The 15,468-nt window shown below is 39.5% G+C and carries 12 protein-coding genes and 1 pseudogene; 5 read left to right on the top strand and 8 right to left on the bottom strand.

Annotated elements, in window-relative coordinates:
* Positions 1-42: 42 nt before the first annotated feature.
* The 3 genes from QLH32_RS18530 to QLH32_RS18520 all read left to right on the top strand — a co-directional run bounded on the left by QLH32_RS18530 (position 43) and on the right by QLH32_RS18520 (position 4,724).
* The gene (locus QLH32_RS18530; protein WP_023187989.1) at positions 43-2,529 is read left to right on the top strand and encodes a heavy metal translocating P-type ATPase; all 2,487 of its coding nucleotides are present in this window, start codon (positions 43-45) and stop codon (positions 2,527-2,529) included.
* 10 nt (positions 2,530-2,539) lie between these two features.
* Positions 2,540-2,998, top strand: coding sequence for a Cu(I)-responsive transcriptional regulator (gene cueR / locus QLH32_RS18525; RefSeq protein ID WP_023187990.1), 459 nt, complete (start codon positions 2,540-2,542; stop codon positions 2,996-2,998).
* Between the two features lie 133 nt (positions 2,999-3,131).
* The gene (locus QLH32_RS18520) at positions 3,132-4,724 is read left to right on the top strand and encodes a hypothetical protein (protein ID WP_023187991.1); all 1,593 of its coding nucleotides are present in this window, start codon (positions 3,132-3,134) and stop codon (positions 4,722-4,724) included.
* A gap of 55 nt (positions 4,725-4,779) precedes the next feature.
* Here QLH32_RS18520 and QLH32_RS18515 read toward each other — a convergent pair.
* Positions 4,780-5,652 (bottom strand): annotated as a pseudogene (locus QLH32_RS18515) (LysR substrate-binding domain-containing protein).
* Positions 5,653-5,819: 167 nt separating this feature from the next.
* Between QLH32_RS18515 and QLH32_RS18510 the strand changes: the two are divergent.
* Together QLH32_RS18510 and QLH32_RS18505 are read left to right on the top strand one after the other, a co-directional pair.
* Positions 5,820-6,410, top strand: a complete 591-nt coding sequence (locus tag QLH32_RS18510) for a PNPOx family protein (RefSeq protein ID WP_023187992.1) — start codon at positions 5,820-5,822, stop codon at positions 6,408-6,410.
* 25 nt (positions 6,411-6,435) lie between these two features.
* Positions 6,436-7,308 (top strand): DMT family transporter, encoded by an 873-nt coding sequence (locus tag QLH32_RS18505; protein ID WP_023187993.1) that lies wholly within the window; start codon positions 6,436-6,438, stop codon positions 7,306-7,308.
* A gap of 64 nt (positions 7,309-7,372) precedes the next feature.
* Here the strand turns inward: QLH32_RS18505 and QLH32_RS18500 are convergent, their stop codons facing one another.
* The 7 genes from QLH32_RS18500 to QLH32_RS18470 all read right to left on the bottom strand — a co-directional run bounded on the left by QLH32_RS18500 (position 7,373) and on the right by QLH32_RS18470 (position 15,460).
* Positions 7,373-7,561: a heavy-metal-associated domain-containing protein gene (locus QLH32_RS18500; RefSeq protein ID WP_023187994.1), complete on the bottom strand. Its 189-nt coding sequence runs from the start codon at positions 7,559-7,561 to the stop codon at positions 7,373-7,375.
* A 94-nt stretch (positions 7,562-7,655) separates the two neighbouring features.
* Positions 7,656-8,963: an MFS transporter gene (locus QLH32_RS18495; protein WP_023187995.1), complete on the bottom strand. Its 1,308-nt coding sequence runs from the start codon at positions 8,961-8,963 to the stop codon at positions 7,656-7,658.
* Between the two features lie 76 nt (positions 8,964-9,039).
* Complete coding sequence (locus QLH32_RS18490; protein ID WP_023187996.1) at positions 9,040-9,729, bottom strand: hypothetical protein; 690 nt, start codon at positions 9,727-9,729, stop codon at positions 9,040-9,042.
* A 10-nt stretch (positions 9,730-9,739) separates the two neighbouring features.
* Positions 9,740-10,453, bottom strand: coding sequence for a HupE/UreJ family protein (locus QLH32_RS18485; RefSeq protein WP_023270952.1), 714 nt, complete (start codon positions 10,451-10,453; stop codon positions 9,740-9,742).
* Between the two features lie 40 nt (positions 10,454-10,493).
* Positions 10,494-10,826, bottom strand: coding sequence for a hypothetical protein (locus QLH32_RS18480; protein WP_023187998.1), 333 nt, complete (start codon positions 10,824-10,826; stop codon positions 10,494-10,496).
* Between the two features lie 12 nt (positions 10,827-10,838).
* Positions 10,839-13,973, bottom strand: coding sequence for an efflux RND transporter permease subunit (locus QLH32_RS18475; RefSeq protein WP_023187999.1), 3,135 nt, complete (start codon positions 13,971-13,973; stop codon positions 10,839-10,841).
* 17 nt (positions 13,974-13,990) lie between these two features.
* Positions 13,991-15,460 carry an efflux RND transporter periplasmic adaptor subunit gene (locus QLH32_RS18470; RefSeq protein ID WP_023188000.1) on the bottom strand — a complete coding sequence of 490 codons (1,470 nt, stop codon included), beginning with the start codon at positions 15,458-15,460 and terminating at the stop codon, positions 13,991-13,993.
* Positions 15,461-15,468: the final 8 nt, after the last annotated feature.

The raw sequence follows: 15,468 nt of genomic DNA, 5'->3' as shown, positions 1-15,468 counted from the left end.
TTTATGCTCTTAATAATTGGGTAAGCACTATAGGTATATCTTATGGGAAAGGCAACAGATAAGCTTTCTAATAATATGAAAGTTACATTAAAAATTGAAGGGATGACATGTGCCAGCTGTGTTGGGCGTGTTGAAACAGCACTCAAAAAAGTTGATGGTGTACAGTCTGCCTCGGTCAATCTAGCGACAGAACGTGCAGATATTGTACTTGATCAGCCTGTGGATCGTCAGGTACTGGTTCATGCCATTGAACAATCAGGTTATGACGTGCCCGCAAATAATATTGAATTATCAATTAAAGGCATGACCTGTGCTAGTTGTGTAGGTCGTGTCGAAAAAGCCCTTAAAGCCGTTGCAGGTGTAAAAGAGGCCAATGTCAATCTTGCGACTGAGCGTGCAACGGTCAGTGGTTCAGCAAATGTCGATGACTTGATTACCGCAATTGATAAAGCTGGTTACGATGCCACAGAAATTCAAGCTTCTATTCCTGACCAGACAGAGCTGCTTGAGAAAAAAGATCAAGAACGTGCTGAACTTAAGCGTGATTTGATTCTTGCAACCCTATTGGCTTTGCCTGTATTTATTTTGGAAATGGGATCTCACCTTATCCCTGGTGTTCATCAACTGATTGATCAAACTATTGGGATGCAGAATAGCTGGTATTTACAATTCATCCTGACCACGTTGGTTTTAGTTATTCCAGGACGAAGATTCTATCTAAAAGGTTTGCCTGCATTACTCCGTTTAGCACCTGATATGAACTCGCTGGTTGCGGTTGGTACATTAGCAGCTTACCTATTTTCTATTGTTGCCACATTCATACCCAACATCCTTCCCACAGGAACGGTAAATGTATATTACGAAGCTGCTGCGGTGATTGTGGCATTAATCTTACTGGGTCGTTTTCTTGAAGCAAAAGCCAAAGGGCGAACATCTGAAGCAATCCAGCGTTTAGTCAGCTTACAGGCCAAAACTGCCCATGTTTTACGCGATGGCCAAATGGTAGATATTGCACTAGACCAAGTGGTTGCAGATGACATTATCATTGTGAAACCAGGTGAAAGAATCCCTGTCGATGGTCAAGTCACTGATGGAAAAAGTTTTGTTGATGAATCCATGATTACGGGTGAACCAATCCCTGTTGAGAAAGGCATCGGCAGTGATGTGGTAGGCGGCACCATTAACCAGAATGGCACGTTGACCTTTACCGCTGTGGCGGTGGGTGGCGAAACTATGCTGGCTCAAATCATTCGTTTGGTTGAGCAAGCACAGGGTTCTAAAATGCCGATTCAAGCTGTGGTGGATAAAGTTACCTTATGGTTTGTCCCTGCGGTGATGATTGCCGCAGTACTTACATTCCTAGTCTGGCTTATTTTTGGTCCATCACCAGCCTTAACCTTTGCGTTGGTTAATGCTGTGGCAGTGCTGATCATTGCCTGCCCGTGTGCAATGGGATTAGCGACACCAACCTCAATTATGGTGGGTACAGGTCGTGGTGCAGAGTTAGGAGTGTTGTTCCGTAAAGGTGAAGCCTTACAACTATTAAAAGATGCTAAAGTTGTTGCAGTTGATAAAACAGGGACGTTGACAGAGGGTCATCCTGTGCTGACTGACTTTGAAGTAACCCAATTGTTTGAGCGTGATTATGTTCTAGGCATGGTTGCGGCTGTCGAATCCCGTTCTGAACATCCGATTGCTAAAGCAATTGTTGATGCGGCAAAAAGTGAAAACCTAGCTCTACCTAAAGTCGATACCTTTGATTCAGTCACTGGTATGGGTGTCTATGCAACCATCAATGGTAATGAAAAAATCAATATTGGTGCAGACCGTTATATGGTTCAACTTGGTATTGATGTTGCTCCATTTGCTGTTACAGCTCAGCGTCTTGGTGATGAGGGTAAATCCCCTCTTTATGTTGCTGTCGATGGCGAACTAGCAGGAATTATTGCAGTTGCCGACCCAATCAAATCCACAACGCCAGCAGCGATTAAGGCTCTACACCAATTAGGGCTTAAGGTGGCAATGGTTACTGGTGACAATGTTCGTACTGCTCAAGCGATTGCCAAACAATTGGGTATTGATGAAGTGATTGCTGAAGTTTTACCAGAGGGTAAAGTTAGTGCGGTTAAAGAGCTGAAAGCAAAATATGGCCATATCGCTTTTGTGGGTGATGGTATTAACGATGCGCCAGCTTTGGCTGAAGCTGATGTGGGACTTGCGATTGGTACAGGTACAGATGTTGCAATTGAATCTGCCGATGTCGTGTTAATGTCAGGGAACTTACAAGGTGTTGCCAATGCGATTGCCTTGTCCAAAGCAACGATTGGTAATATTCATCAGAACTTATTCTGGGCATTTGCCTATAACACCATGTTGATTCCTGTTGCTGCTGGTATATTGTACCCAGCCTATGGAATACTGATGTCCCCAATCTTTGCAGCAGGTGCAATGGCTTTGTCCAGTGTATTTGTACTCGGTAATGCATTACGTTTACGTCGATTCCAGTCACCATCCGTCAGTCAAGGCTAAGGAGGATATGATGAACATTGGTAAAGTCTCTAAAGCTTCAGGAGTTACCGCCAAGATGATTCGTTATTACGAGCAGATAGGCCTGATTCCCGCTGCTGGACGTAATAATGCAGGATATCGCTCTTACTCAGTAAATGATGTTGAACGTTTAAAGTTTATCAAACGAAGTCGTGAACTCGGTTTTTCAGTAGCGGAAATATCAGACCTACTCGATTTATGGAATAACCGCAGTAGACAGAGTGCTGATGTCAAACGCCTGGCTCAGGGTCATATTGAAAAGCTGGAAGAACGTATCAATGACCTACAGCAAATGGCGAATACTCTCAAGGACTTAATCGACTGCTGTGCTGGTGATAATAGACCTGATTGTCCGATTCTTGAAGGTTTGCAAGAGCCCCACAATGATATAAAGGACGTTCACCATCATAATGACCTGCTTTCCGTTTCACCTTTAACCCGAAAGAAATGACAAATAATGGGAGGTTATATCAATATAACCTCCTATGCCATACCTATAAAAATTCTTATAAATCAATATAGCTTATTGACTTCTAATATCAGTTCTTCAAAATCTAATTAATTAACTACATTTATGAATATATATGTCAAAAAGAACAAGAGATAATTTCACCCAAAGAACAATTGATGCACTACGTCGCAGAGTATCAAACTGTTGTTCAAACCCTGAATGCTATGTTCTAACAGTGGAGCCTCAAGCGACTGATCCAACAAAAGTAATTGATACAGGTGTAGCAGCACATATTTGTGCTGCATCTATCGGTGGTCCTCGCTATAAGGCAGAGATGACAACTGAAGAAAGAAAAGACATCAATAATGCAATTTGGCTTTGTGCACATTGCTCTATAAAAATAGATAGGGAACCAGAGGCTTATCCAGCCCCTTTATTGCACCATTGGAAGAAAGAAGCAGAACATAGAATAAAAATTAATTCAAACTCAAGGCTTTATACGCAGAATGAGGCAGACTACAAAGTTCATCGTACCTTATTACAAGGTATAGGAGTAAACCTATCTGATCGAATGCAGACTTCCATCTCAGAAGTAGCAAGAGCTGTAAAATCATATATTCATAAATTAGACCCACGGCTAGATGTGGAATACTCTTTTATCAATGGTTCTAACCACTTTGAGATCAATGTTAAAGAAGATACAGATGATCCTGTTATCATCAACTTTATTCCTATTGATCCATCTGAATATAATGAAAAATTTTCGGACTTAATAGATCATGGCCAAACTCTCTCATGTGATATTGCCAAGGTAACCACCAACTCATTAGGGCTAGACTCAATATTTCCCCAGAACCTAAAGGATGGCATCCTGATTATTGAGCCCAATAATAAAAGAACTGCCATTGTTGAGATACAGGATGAAGAGGGTGAAACGCTTATGAGTTTTGAAGATGAATTGATATTAGGAAAAGAAACCTTTTCCTTTTCCTCCATGAAATATAATCATCTTCTAAGTTTTAAAATCAATAAAATTCCATATTCTGGACAACCTATAAAGGATGGTTTTAATCTGGATTTAAACTTCCAGTTATGGGATAACAAAAACTTATCTAAATTACCTTACTTTGATCAAATTTTTAAATTTTATAAATCATTGTCAAATAGTAAAGAATTCAAAGCAATCATATATATAGATGGTTTAGAAGTATTCTCTTCAAGCACCTCAATTGGAAAAACTTATTTTTCCAGACTATTACCTTTACTATCATATACTTATTATTGCAGACTCATTTGTAATGTTCTTCATATCGAATTACCATTCAAAAGTGACATTACGTTTAGTATTGAAGAATACCGCGATGTTTTTGAAACTGCCAAGGCAATAAAAGCAGTTCAGATCAATAATAAATTTTCTTGTACTTTTACCTTGATTAGGGACTCTCTACTATCTATCAGCACCTTTATGGGAAGTAGTGAGATTATTATCCAACAGAATATAATTATAGAGCTCGACAATGTATTCAAAGAGAATATAAAGAAAGATGTTTTTATAAGACATACATTCACTAATCCAAATTTATCTGTAATTAATAATACTAAATCCAAGAAAAATTATACTTACAAAATCAAAGCAGATAACAAACACCATCTTGGTCGATATAAAAGGATGACCACATTAACTCCAATAACACCTGCAAATGAAAAAGAGGTTATGTCTATATGACCACATATATAACCAATAAAGTAAGAATATATAAGTCAATTACTTAAAGAGTTTTTTAATTAGTACCAAGATATTCTATACACCACTGCCAAATCTTGTTCACAGTAGTATTAGAGTGTGAGGATTTTTTCCGTACAAGATAATAACTTGGTTCAATGGTCATTATTTCCGAAACAACCTGTACCAGTTTTCCTGATTTAATCTCTTCATCTACAAAGGCTCGGCATGCTAACGCAATGCCTTGCCCTGACAAAGCAGCGTCTAATGCCAGAGTGGTTTGACTAAAAACAAGTCCAGATAACTTAACATTTGTATTTAGGAACTTGGGCCAGTTATCGTGAGCATCATGTAGAAGTGGCATTGATATTAATTGTTCAGGCTTTAAAGGAAGAGTTAAATCTTGGACAAGAAAAGGACTTGCCACAACAATCAGTTCCTGACGGAACAATAACTGCGCTTCCAAATTCTCTGGAAATGACTTTTTAGTAAGGCGTACAGCAATATCAACCTGATCCCGATCAAAATCTGATACAGCTTCAGTAGCTAATGTATGCAGCTTGATATCAGGCAATGATGTATGTAGTTTACCTAAAAGAGGGATCAACAACTTGGCAGCAATCGTCGGAGTTACACTAATGGTTACGCTATCAGGTTGATCCAAAATCGATTCCGTTTATTCTGTAAAAATATCAAAGGCATGAGTCATATTGACCAAGTAATTAGCTCCCTCTGGAGTCAAAGCCAGTCCTCTTGGAAGACGCTGAAATAGTGTAACCCCCAGATGTTCCTCCAATGCCCGGACCTGCTGAGCAATCGCACCTTGGGTAACTCCCAGTTCATCCGCAGCAGCACGGAAACTCAACTTCCGTCCTGCCGATTCAAAAGCACGCAAAGCATTTAAAGATGGGAGTTTCCGACGAGATAACATAGAACCAAATAGACAGTAGTTTTTCTACACTCTAATGCGTTTATTAATCGTGTGCAAGTCATTCAACTAGTTGAAATAATGTCCTAATAAAAGCAATTTTTATGCTGAGTCTTCCTTTAGAAAATAAAGTATAGGACTGGAAAATTATCCTGACTGAGGTGTCTGTTATGGCAAATGATCTTATTCAAATTAATACTTTGGCCTGGAAAGAACTTGAATTGGCAACTATCACCCCTGAATCAGGTTTCCGCTATATCAATCTATGCTCGGTAGATAAAGAGGATACGCCACAGGCCAGAATGGTCGTGCTAAGACATGTAAATCAATTAAAACGTATTCTTGAGATCCATACCGATATTCGCAGTCCAAAATGGAATGAACTCTTGGCAAACCCATCTACGACCATTCTGGGGTTTTGCTCAAAGACGCGTTTGCAGCTTCGCCTAAAAGGTATTGCCACACTTCATGCTTCTGGTACTGAAGTTGCTCAACAGGCATGGCAATCATTGAGTATATGGACACAGAGAACCTATACGGGTGGACCACCAGGAGATGAGTGTGCTTTTACCACTGGTTGCCACTCACTTCTAGAAACAGACAGTGATGAAAGACAAGATGGATATTCATGTTTTGGTGTTATTTCTGTCCAGATTGAGATTTTAGACTGGTTTCAATTGCAGCACCAAAACAACCAGCGTGCATATTTCACTTATGACAACGATGGAAATTTGATGAATAGCCATTGGATTAACCCCTAAACTGACTCAATAGGATACAGATAAGATGCTTCGCGCTTATGTCGCACTAGTTCTACTTGGAATCATTTGGGGAACAAATTTTATCTATATGAAATGGGCCACTATCCTTATTTCCCCCTCACAAACCGTATTCCTGCGAGTCCTATTTGGATTTCTTCCTCTTTTAGTGATTGCTATTTATACAAGGGCAATCAATCGCCAGCAATTACGTTATCTCCCTCATTTCACCGTGATGTCAGTATTGGCAACGACACTCTATTATTATGGGTTTGTCGCTGGAACAGCTCTTCTTCCCACCAGTATCGCTGGACTGCTTAGTGGCTCTATTCCCATTTTTACGTTCTTGGCTTCCATCATATTTCTTCGTGAGGAACAACCTACAAAGCGGATGACCCTTGGAATTATACTAGGATTCCTAGGCATCATCTTAAGTGCCAGACCATGGGAAAGCACACAGGAGATCCCTTTGATGGGTATCGTATGGATGATTGTTGGAACACTCAGTGTTGGATGTTCTTTTGTTTATGCCCGATATTTTCTTTCTCCCTTAAACTTACCTCCAGTGGCATTAGCAACATGGCAGTCAGGCATCGCAACACTTACATTGTTGCTTCTAACAGACTTTGACCATATTACTGCGATTACATCGGACATCCATACACTATGGGGGGTGATTATTGGCCTAGGGATGTTGGGAACGGGAGGTGCTTTCTTCATTTATTACTACATCATTCAAAAGCTTGGACCAGTAAAAGCTGCTGGGGCTACATATATTGCCCCAATTGTGGCTGTTATCATTGGCGCTATGATTGGAGAAAGTATAGGAGTAATTGAATTATTGGCATTAGTTTTGATTCTTGGAGGGGTGGTGTTAATTCAACTTCCCAAAAATACTTAAGTTTTAGCTTTTTATTGGAAATAAAAAGCGACTACTTTGAGTCGCTTTATTATTTTGTTCACTCTTAGCGAGGAGGAAAACCAGCCTCTGTTAAAGCCTCAACCACTTGTTGCTGAGTTGCAGTTGTTTCAACTTTCACACTGCGATTTGGAGGATCAGTAATTACCTTTGCATTAGCATCAACTGCTTGAATTGCTCTGGTGACACCACGGGCACAACCGCCACAGGTCATACCTTCAACATGAAATTCCATATTTATCTCCACTATTATTCAAGATTTATTTAATATAAACCTTGCCATAATTGTAAGGTCAAGTCTTACTAAAATTTAATTAAGTAAAAAGTAGTTATTTTGGCCATTTCTGGTGGTAATCATCAATTACATATTCATGAATATGGATTCCATTGACCAGATGTTGTTGCAAATGCTCATGTTCTGGTGGTAAATCATCATGATTATGAGCCAAATACATTTCGTCCTGAGCTGACCATACACGCATCGCAAGTATGAGTGAAATAACGGCAATTACTGCCATAGGTATAAAAGTCTGTAATGTTCCCACATTGGTACTCAACCACCCAACTAATGGATAAGTAATCAACCAGCACGCATGAGAAAACGCAAATTGTGCTGCAAATAAAGCTGTTCTATTTTCACTGGATGCTGATTTACGAATTAATCGCCCTGTTGGTGTTTGAGCCACTGAATAGCCCACACCTAAAATAAACCACAATGCCAATAACCAAGCATAGGAATGAATAAAATAGCCAGAGAACAAGCCAATGGTCAGTATGGTTGTACCTGTTAACATCACGGTTCTATCATTAAATTTATCAAGAACTTTAGGCAATATAAATGCTGAAAGCATAGAACCAAGACCAAATAGACCAAACGCCCAAGTTGTTGCATGTTCTGTCAGTTTAAAGGTTGATTGAACCAGTACCACTGTATTGACAATAACTACAGCACTTGCCGAAGCAATGGCTAGATTTAATGCAAGTAAGGCTTTCAATCGTGGAGTATTAAAATATATTTTTGCCCCCTGTTTGATTCGACTATATATACCTTTAAATTCAGGAATTTTTGCTACAGGTAGTTTTGCACTGACAACAAATAATGCTGAACCAATGAAGCCAATGACTGTACCTAAGAATAAATTGTTATAACTAATAACTGTCAATAACAGCCCTGCTAACATCGGGCTAATTATATTTTCTAAATCATAAGCTAGACGGGACAATGATAAGGCGTTGGTATAATCTTTTTCATCAGGCAATACATCTGGAATCGTTGCCTGAAATGTAGGGGTAAATGCTGCTGATGCGGATTGTAAAATAAAAATTAACAGGTAAATCTGCCAGATTTGGGTTACAAATGGTAAGCAAAGTGCTGTTAATGCCCGAATAATATCTAATCCAACCAAAACCTTTTTTCGGGGTAAACGTTCTGCAAAAGCTGAGGCAACAGGTGCGACGGCAATATAAGCAATCATTTTAATTGCCAGTGCAATACCGAGAACCTGTGCCGCTTTTTCGCCAGCCATATCATACGCAAGTAAAGCCAATGCAATCGTAATTAAGCCAGTACCAATTAATGCAATCACTTGTGCAAGAAATAGATGTCTATATGTTGTGTTTTTTAATACTGTAAACATTTTATCGGCTCTCCTAGTTCACCTGCTTTATCCATAGGACACTTAAGAGCATTGCCCTTAAATGTCCTTAAATAGATTAAAAAATCCGTTTTATTTCACTAAACTGTCCTTCAACTGTTAAAGTTACTGTGACAGATTCTTTGTTACGGTTTCGCCAGAACCAACCATGTTTACCGTCAAATGCAGCCGTTAAAGTCCCTGATTGCTGAGTTTCATTTCGACCTTTGCCATAACCATGATAAAAATCTTTCGGGGCATTCACTGGGTCTCCATGTGTATCAAAATTCAAACCACCACCTGATGTTTTCCAGTCGAAATTAACACTTGCACCTTTAGGCATTGCCAGTTTCACTTCTGTTGCCTGACCAGCCTTGAGGTCAATCGAAATAGATTCTTTGGTCACAGCAGGTATCATTTTGGCTGGTTCACTTTCATTTGAAACCTTTGTATTTGCTTCTGTTTGTCCTAGAGCTTGGGTTGCCTCTGAAACACTAGTATCTTGTCCAGAAATATCAAACTCTTCTGCAAAACCGCCAGTGTTTTCGCCCAATCCCTGTTCAGCTTCTTTGGCTAAAGACTGTTTAATTTCTCCCATCTCAACCAAACCAATGGCTTTTCCTATACCTGTTGGGTCGATACCATATTCAGCGGGCATCACACATGTCACTAATACAACTACCGCACTTATGGCTGCAATTACTGTTGATTTAATCAACTTTTTGGAAGATGGAAGTTGAATATTTTTTGGAATTTCAGTGTTGTACATAATTCAATCCTTATTGTGTGATAAAGCCAGTAAGCTGATAGCCGACCAATAAAAAACCAAGAAACATCAAAAAGACATTACTTTGATAAGCTGTTTTAAAGAAGTAAGGGGTTTTTCGCCACATGGTCATAAATAGCAAAATGATGCACAGTGCCATGAGCTGACCGAGTTCAACACCGACATTAAATGAAATTAAATTTGCCAATAGGCCATCTTTAGGGACTTCATATTCCTGAATTTTGACGGCTAAACCAAAACCATGTATCAGACCAAAAATTAAGGTTGCAATTTTGGTATTGGGTTGATACCCAAACCATCTTTGATAAGCACCCAAATTATCTAAGGCTTTATAAACAATAGAGAAACCAATGATTGCATCAATAATGTAGGCATTCATTGAGATGTTGTAGTACACACCAATCAGCATGGTGATTGAGTGACCAATGGCAAAAAGGCTGACATATAAGCCTATATCTTTTATTCGATATAGGAAGAAAATAATGCCAACGAGAAACAATAGGTGGTCGTATCCCGTGAGCATATGTTTCGCTCCCAAATAGATAAATGGGATGATATGGACACCGTAGATTTCCTGAATGTAACCTTTGTCACCTTCCGAAACACCATGCGCAAATAACATTGGGCTAAACAAGAATAGGCTTAATACTACTATCAGTTTTAAGCGGCTTCTTGATTTCACCCACTGCAAGAAAGAACTTGTCATATAAATTAAACTCCAAAAAATTAAATGATGAATTGATAATTCATTCATTTTTTGGCGGTTTAAAAATGCGACTCATCACTAAAAGGGTATAGTGTTTGATTCTGTCAATAATTTGAGAATTGAAAATCAGTACAATAAAACTAATATTTTGACCAACATCATAACCAACAAAATGTTCATGATAAGTATCTTGGTGGCTATGTATATGCGGTTGATTCACTTCATGTGGATGTGTTTCTGCATAAGGTGCGTTCTGAAATGAACTGATTTCAGTTACATGTGTATTAGAATGCAGGCACAATGCAAGACTAAGGATGCAGACAAGCCACATCATTGTTCCTTTAAACTTTTTATCTTGCACCATGCCTATCATTTCATTTCTTCCCTAAACCTGTTGCTCAGAGAAATTTTCTACTTCTGCTTTACGCTTGGCTCTTTGATTGAACCAGACATACAAGGTAGGCAGAATAATCAATGTAAGTAATGTGGAAGAAATAATCCCGCCAATAACTACAGTTGCGATTGGGCGTTGAACCTCTGAACCAATGCCGACATTTAACGCCATTGGAATAAATCCCAGAGAAGCAACCAGAGCCGTAATTAATACAGGTCTTAATCTTTCTAAAGCACCATGCTTTACCGCATCAACCAAACTTTGACCTTGAGCTTGCAAGCGTTGAATTGCGGTGACTAAGACCAATCCATTTAATACCGCCACACCTGAGAGGGCAATAAAGCCCACAGCAGCAGAGATTGAAAGTGGAATATCCCTTAATGCTAAAGCGATGACACCACCAGTTAATGCAAATGGCACACCAGTAAAGACCAATAAACTATTACGAATATTCCCTAATGCCATGTAAATCATGGTAAAGATTAATAATAGTGCTACAGGTACAATAATCATCAAACGATTAGTAGCAGACTGCATCTGCTCAAATGTACCGCCCCAAGACATCCAGTAACCTTCTGGTAATTTGAATTGGGAATCTACTTTGGCTTGAGCTTCAGCAATATAACTACCCATATCTGTTCCACGTACATTGGCAGTGATGACTATTCGGCGTTTACCATTTTCACGAGAAATCTGGTTTGGACCTTGAATGGTTTTTAACTCAATCAAATCGGACAACAGTACACTTGACCCATCTGGCAAACGCATTGGAATTTGATAGAGTTTTTCCAGATTACTGACCGCACTTTCTTCCATTCTAACGACAATATCGAACTTTCTATCACCCTCAAACATTCTGCCTGCGGTTTGCCCAGTAATCAGACTAGATACTTTATTTTGAACATCTTCAGCATCTAAACCATAATTGGCAATCATGTCCCGCTTAAGTTCAATAGAAACCATTTGTAGACCAGACATTTGTTCAACTTTTAAATCGGCAGTTCCATTAACAGTTTCAAGGATATCTGCGACTTCATTGCCAAGTTCCAACAGTTGTTCCAAATCATCACCTGAAATTTTTACAGCAACATCCGTACGTACACCAGAAATCAACTCATTAAAACGCATCTGAATGGGTTGGGTGAACTCGTAGTTATTGCCATAAACACCTTTTGAAACTCGTTCGATTTCTGCCACGACATCAGCTTTCTCCTTGTTAGGATTCGGCCACTCCCTACGGAGCTTTAACACGACATAGTTATCTGCCACATTAGGTGGCATAGGATCTGTTGCAATTTCGGCTGTTCCAATTTTGGCAAAAATCGATTTCACCTCTGGTATCTTTTGGATTTCTCGTTCAAGTGCATATTGCATTTCGATTGCCTGGCTTAGTGATGTTCCAGGAATACGTAATGCGTGTAATGCCACATCACCCTCATCCAACGATGGAATAAACTCTGAACCAAGACGAGTAGACAAACTGGCAGTAAATACAAAGAAACCTGCTACACAAGCAACCAGTATCAGTCGATGGTTAAGTGACCAGTCCAGAACAGGGTGATAAAACTTTTTAATGCCATGAACAATTTTGGACTCTTCATCTTTTACTTTGCCTGTGGTAACTAATGCAATCATGGCAGGGACAAAAGTAATCGAGAGAATCATCGCTGCAAGTAATGCCATCACCACTGTTGCTGCCATTGGCGTGAACATTTTTCCTTCAACACCTGTCAGCGTCATCACAGGTAGATAAACCAGAATAATGATAAGCTGACCATAAAGAATGGCTTTTCTAGATTCTTTGGTGGCATCAAATACTGTGGCAAATCGTTCCTGTCGAGTTAGTACTCTCCCTAACTCTTTCTGTTTTAAAGCAAGTTTTGCCAGAGATGCTTCGACAATAACCACAGCACCATCAACGATAATCCCGAAGTCCAATGCCCCAAGACTCATTAGATTGGCACTGATTTTCTGATTGACCATGCCTGTAATGGTCATCAACATGGATAATGGAATGACCATTGCTGTAATAAGTGCGGCACGGAAATGCCCAAGAAAGATAAATAGAACCACAATCACAAGGATTGCACCTTCTAACAGATTCTTTTTAACGGTTTCAATTGTTGCATCAACCAGTGTAGTACGGTTATAAACAGCTTTCGCTTCCACACCTTCTGGTAGTGACTTCTGGACTTCCTGTAATTTTTGATCTACAGCATGGGCGACACTACGAGAGTTCTCTCCAATGAGCATGAATGCTGTACCCAATACAATTTCCTGACCATTCTTGGTCGCTGCACCTGTACGCAATTCACTTCCGATAGATACTTCTGCAACATCATTTAAACGCAGGATATAGCCATTACTTGTCGTAATTGGAATACTCTTGATTTGCTCAATTGATGTGATTTGTGAATCTGAACGCAGTAGATATTGCTCACCATTTTTTTCAATATAACCAGAACCTTTGTTCATGCTATTTTTTGAAATAGCTTCAACAATTACCTGTTGGTCTAAGCCGATACTCCGCAAATAAGGATAATTAGGACGTACCACAAATTGTTTTACATAGCCACCAATGGTATTGATTTCATTGACACCCTCAACATTTCGCAGTTGTGGCTTAATCACCCAATCCTGCAATGTCCTTAAATCCGTAGCTGACATTGGATTTGGATTATTGGGTGTATTCTCAACGGTATACATAAAGATTTCGCCAAGTCCTGTAGACACAGGTCCCATTGAAGTGGAAATACTACTTGGCAGACTTGGTACAATACCCTGAAGCCTTTCATTCACCAATTGGCGGGCAAAATAAATATCTGTACCTTCTTTAAAGATAACAGTGACTTGTGATAGTCCATATCTTGACACCGAACGGGTATAGTTAAGATTGGGGATACCTGCTAGGGCTGTTTCAATTGGAAAGGTCACCTGAGTTTCCATTTCCAGTGGTGAGAGTCCCTGAGCCTCGCTGTTAATTTGTACCTGAACATTTGTAATATCAGGGACTGCATCAATCGGCAGTTTGAAATAGTTATAGACACCAAATGCCCCAATAAACAAAAATACAATCAATACGAACCAACGGTTCTTGATTGACAGTTTTACAATCTGGTCAAACATGTTCGCTACTCCTGCTTTTAATGGTCATGAGAAGCGCCAGATTTACCCAGCTCTGCTTTTATGAGATAAGAATTACCTGCTGCATATTTTTGTCCAACTTTTAAACCCGATTTGACCTCAACAAATCCATTGAATTTCTCACCCAACTCAAGTGGACGAACTTCAAAGTCATCACCAACACGAAGAAAAACCACGTCCCAGTCACGATAGGTTTGTAGTGCATCTTCACGCACCACCATCGGTTTCATGGATTGACTTTCAAAGATTTGTGCTGAAATCAACTGACCTGAACGCCAGTTAAACTGATTCGGAATTTCAACAAAGGCTTGAGCAGTACGAGTTTTAGGGTCAATCACATCACTGATATATTTGATGCGCCCCAATGCTTCTTCCGAAGCTGTTGTCTGTGATTGGATGGTGACTTTATTACTTGTTTTCACCACATTCAATTTATCAGCAGGAATATTCACTACTGCTAAAAGTTGTGAAGTGTTGGCAATTTTAAACATCGGAGTAGATGGGTTAACATTTGTGCCAATGGCACTTAGAATTTCCAGCACTGTGCCTGACATCGCGGCACGTACTTCAATCATTCCATTGCCAGAACCACCATAAGAGTTAATGATGTTACTTAACTCATTGACACGAACATGGGCATTATCAAATTCACGTTCGGCATTAATATAGTCAATTTCAGGGGAAACACGTTTCTGCCATAAAGCCCGTTCTTGCTCCATTTTTTTACGTGTAAACTGCAAGGTATCCTGAGCGATAGTACGTTCAGCATTTAGACGAATCACATCCTGACTTTGTACGGTTGCCAATAAGTCACCCTTACTGACCTTATCACCAATCGTACGATAGGTTTTAACCAGTGTGCCACTTGCTTTAGGGGTAATAAAACTCTCAAAATTGTCTGGAAATTTAAGTTCACCTTTAAGCTGTAAGCTATTTTCAAACATCATAGGCTGAACAGTTAATACTTCGAGTCCACTACTTTTTAGACTGGCATCAGGAATATTGGTACGACCCTCTTTGGTGTCCCACCTCCATGTATGCTTTTTACCTTGATATTCCACATTGATCATCATCAAAAATGAATGTGGTTCATAAATCACTTCATTTCCAATCAGATAGTCACTTTCAGGTACAAAGCTAATATTTTGTTCCGCATCAAGACGCTTGATGAAAATATTTGCAGTCAGTTCTTGAGGCTTTAAGGGCTTATCCTTGAAATAGCCATATACACGTAAATGAGGTTCAACACCTTCCTCAAAAATCTTAACTTCCGTAGAGAAATCGCCATCTCGATATAAACGTCCACCATGTTGGCCTTTTTCATCACCTGCAACTGCAACGCTTTCCTCTACCGTTTCACCTGAATTCGCCTTTGGTTTATTACCTGTCTTATACCAAGCAATCGCACACAGGATAATCAGTAATGCAACAACACCTGTTGCAATTAAAGTATTGGTGGTTTTATTCATGTTTGTGT

It is taken from the genome of Acinetobacter corruptisaponis, from assembly GCF_030053775.1.
Taxonomy (GTDB): Bacteria; Pseudomonadota; Gammaproteobacteria; order Pseudomonadales; family Moraxellaceae; genus Acinetobacter; species Acinetobacter corruptisaponis.
Note: the sequence above shows the minus strand (reverse complement) of the source record. Positions and strands in the feature narration are given on the sequence as shown.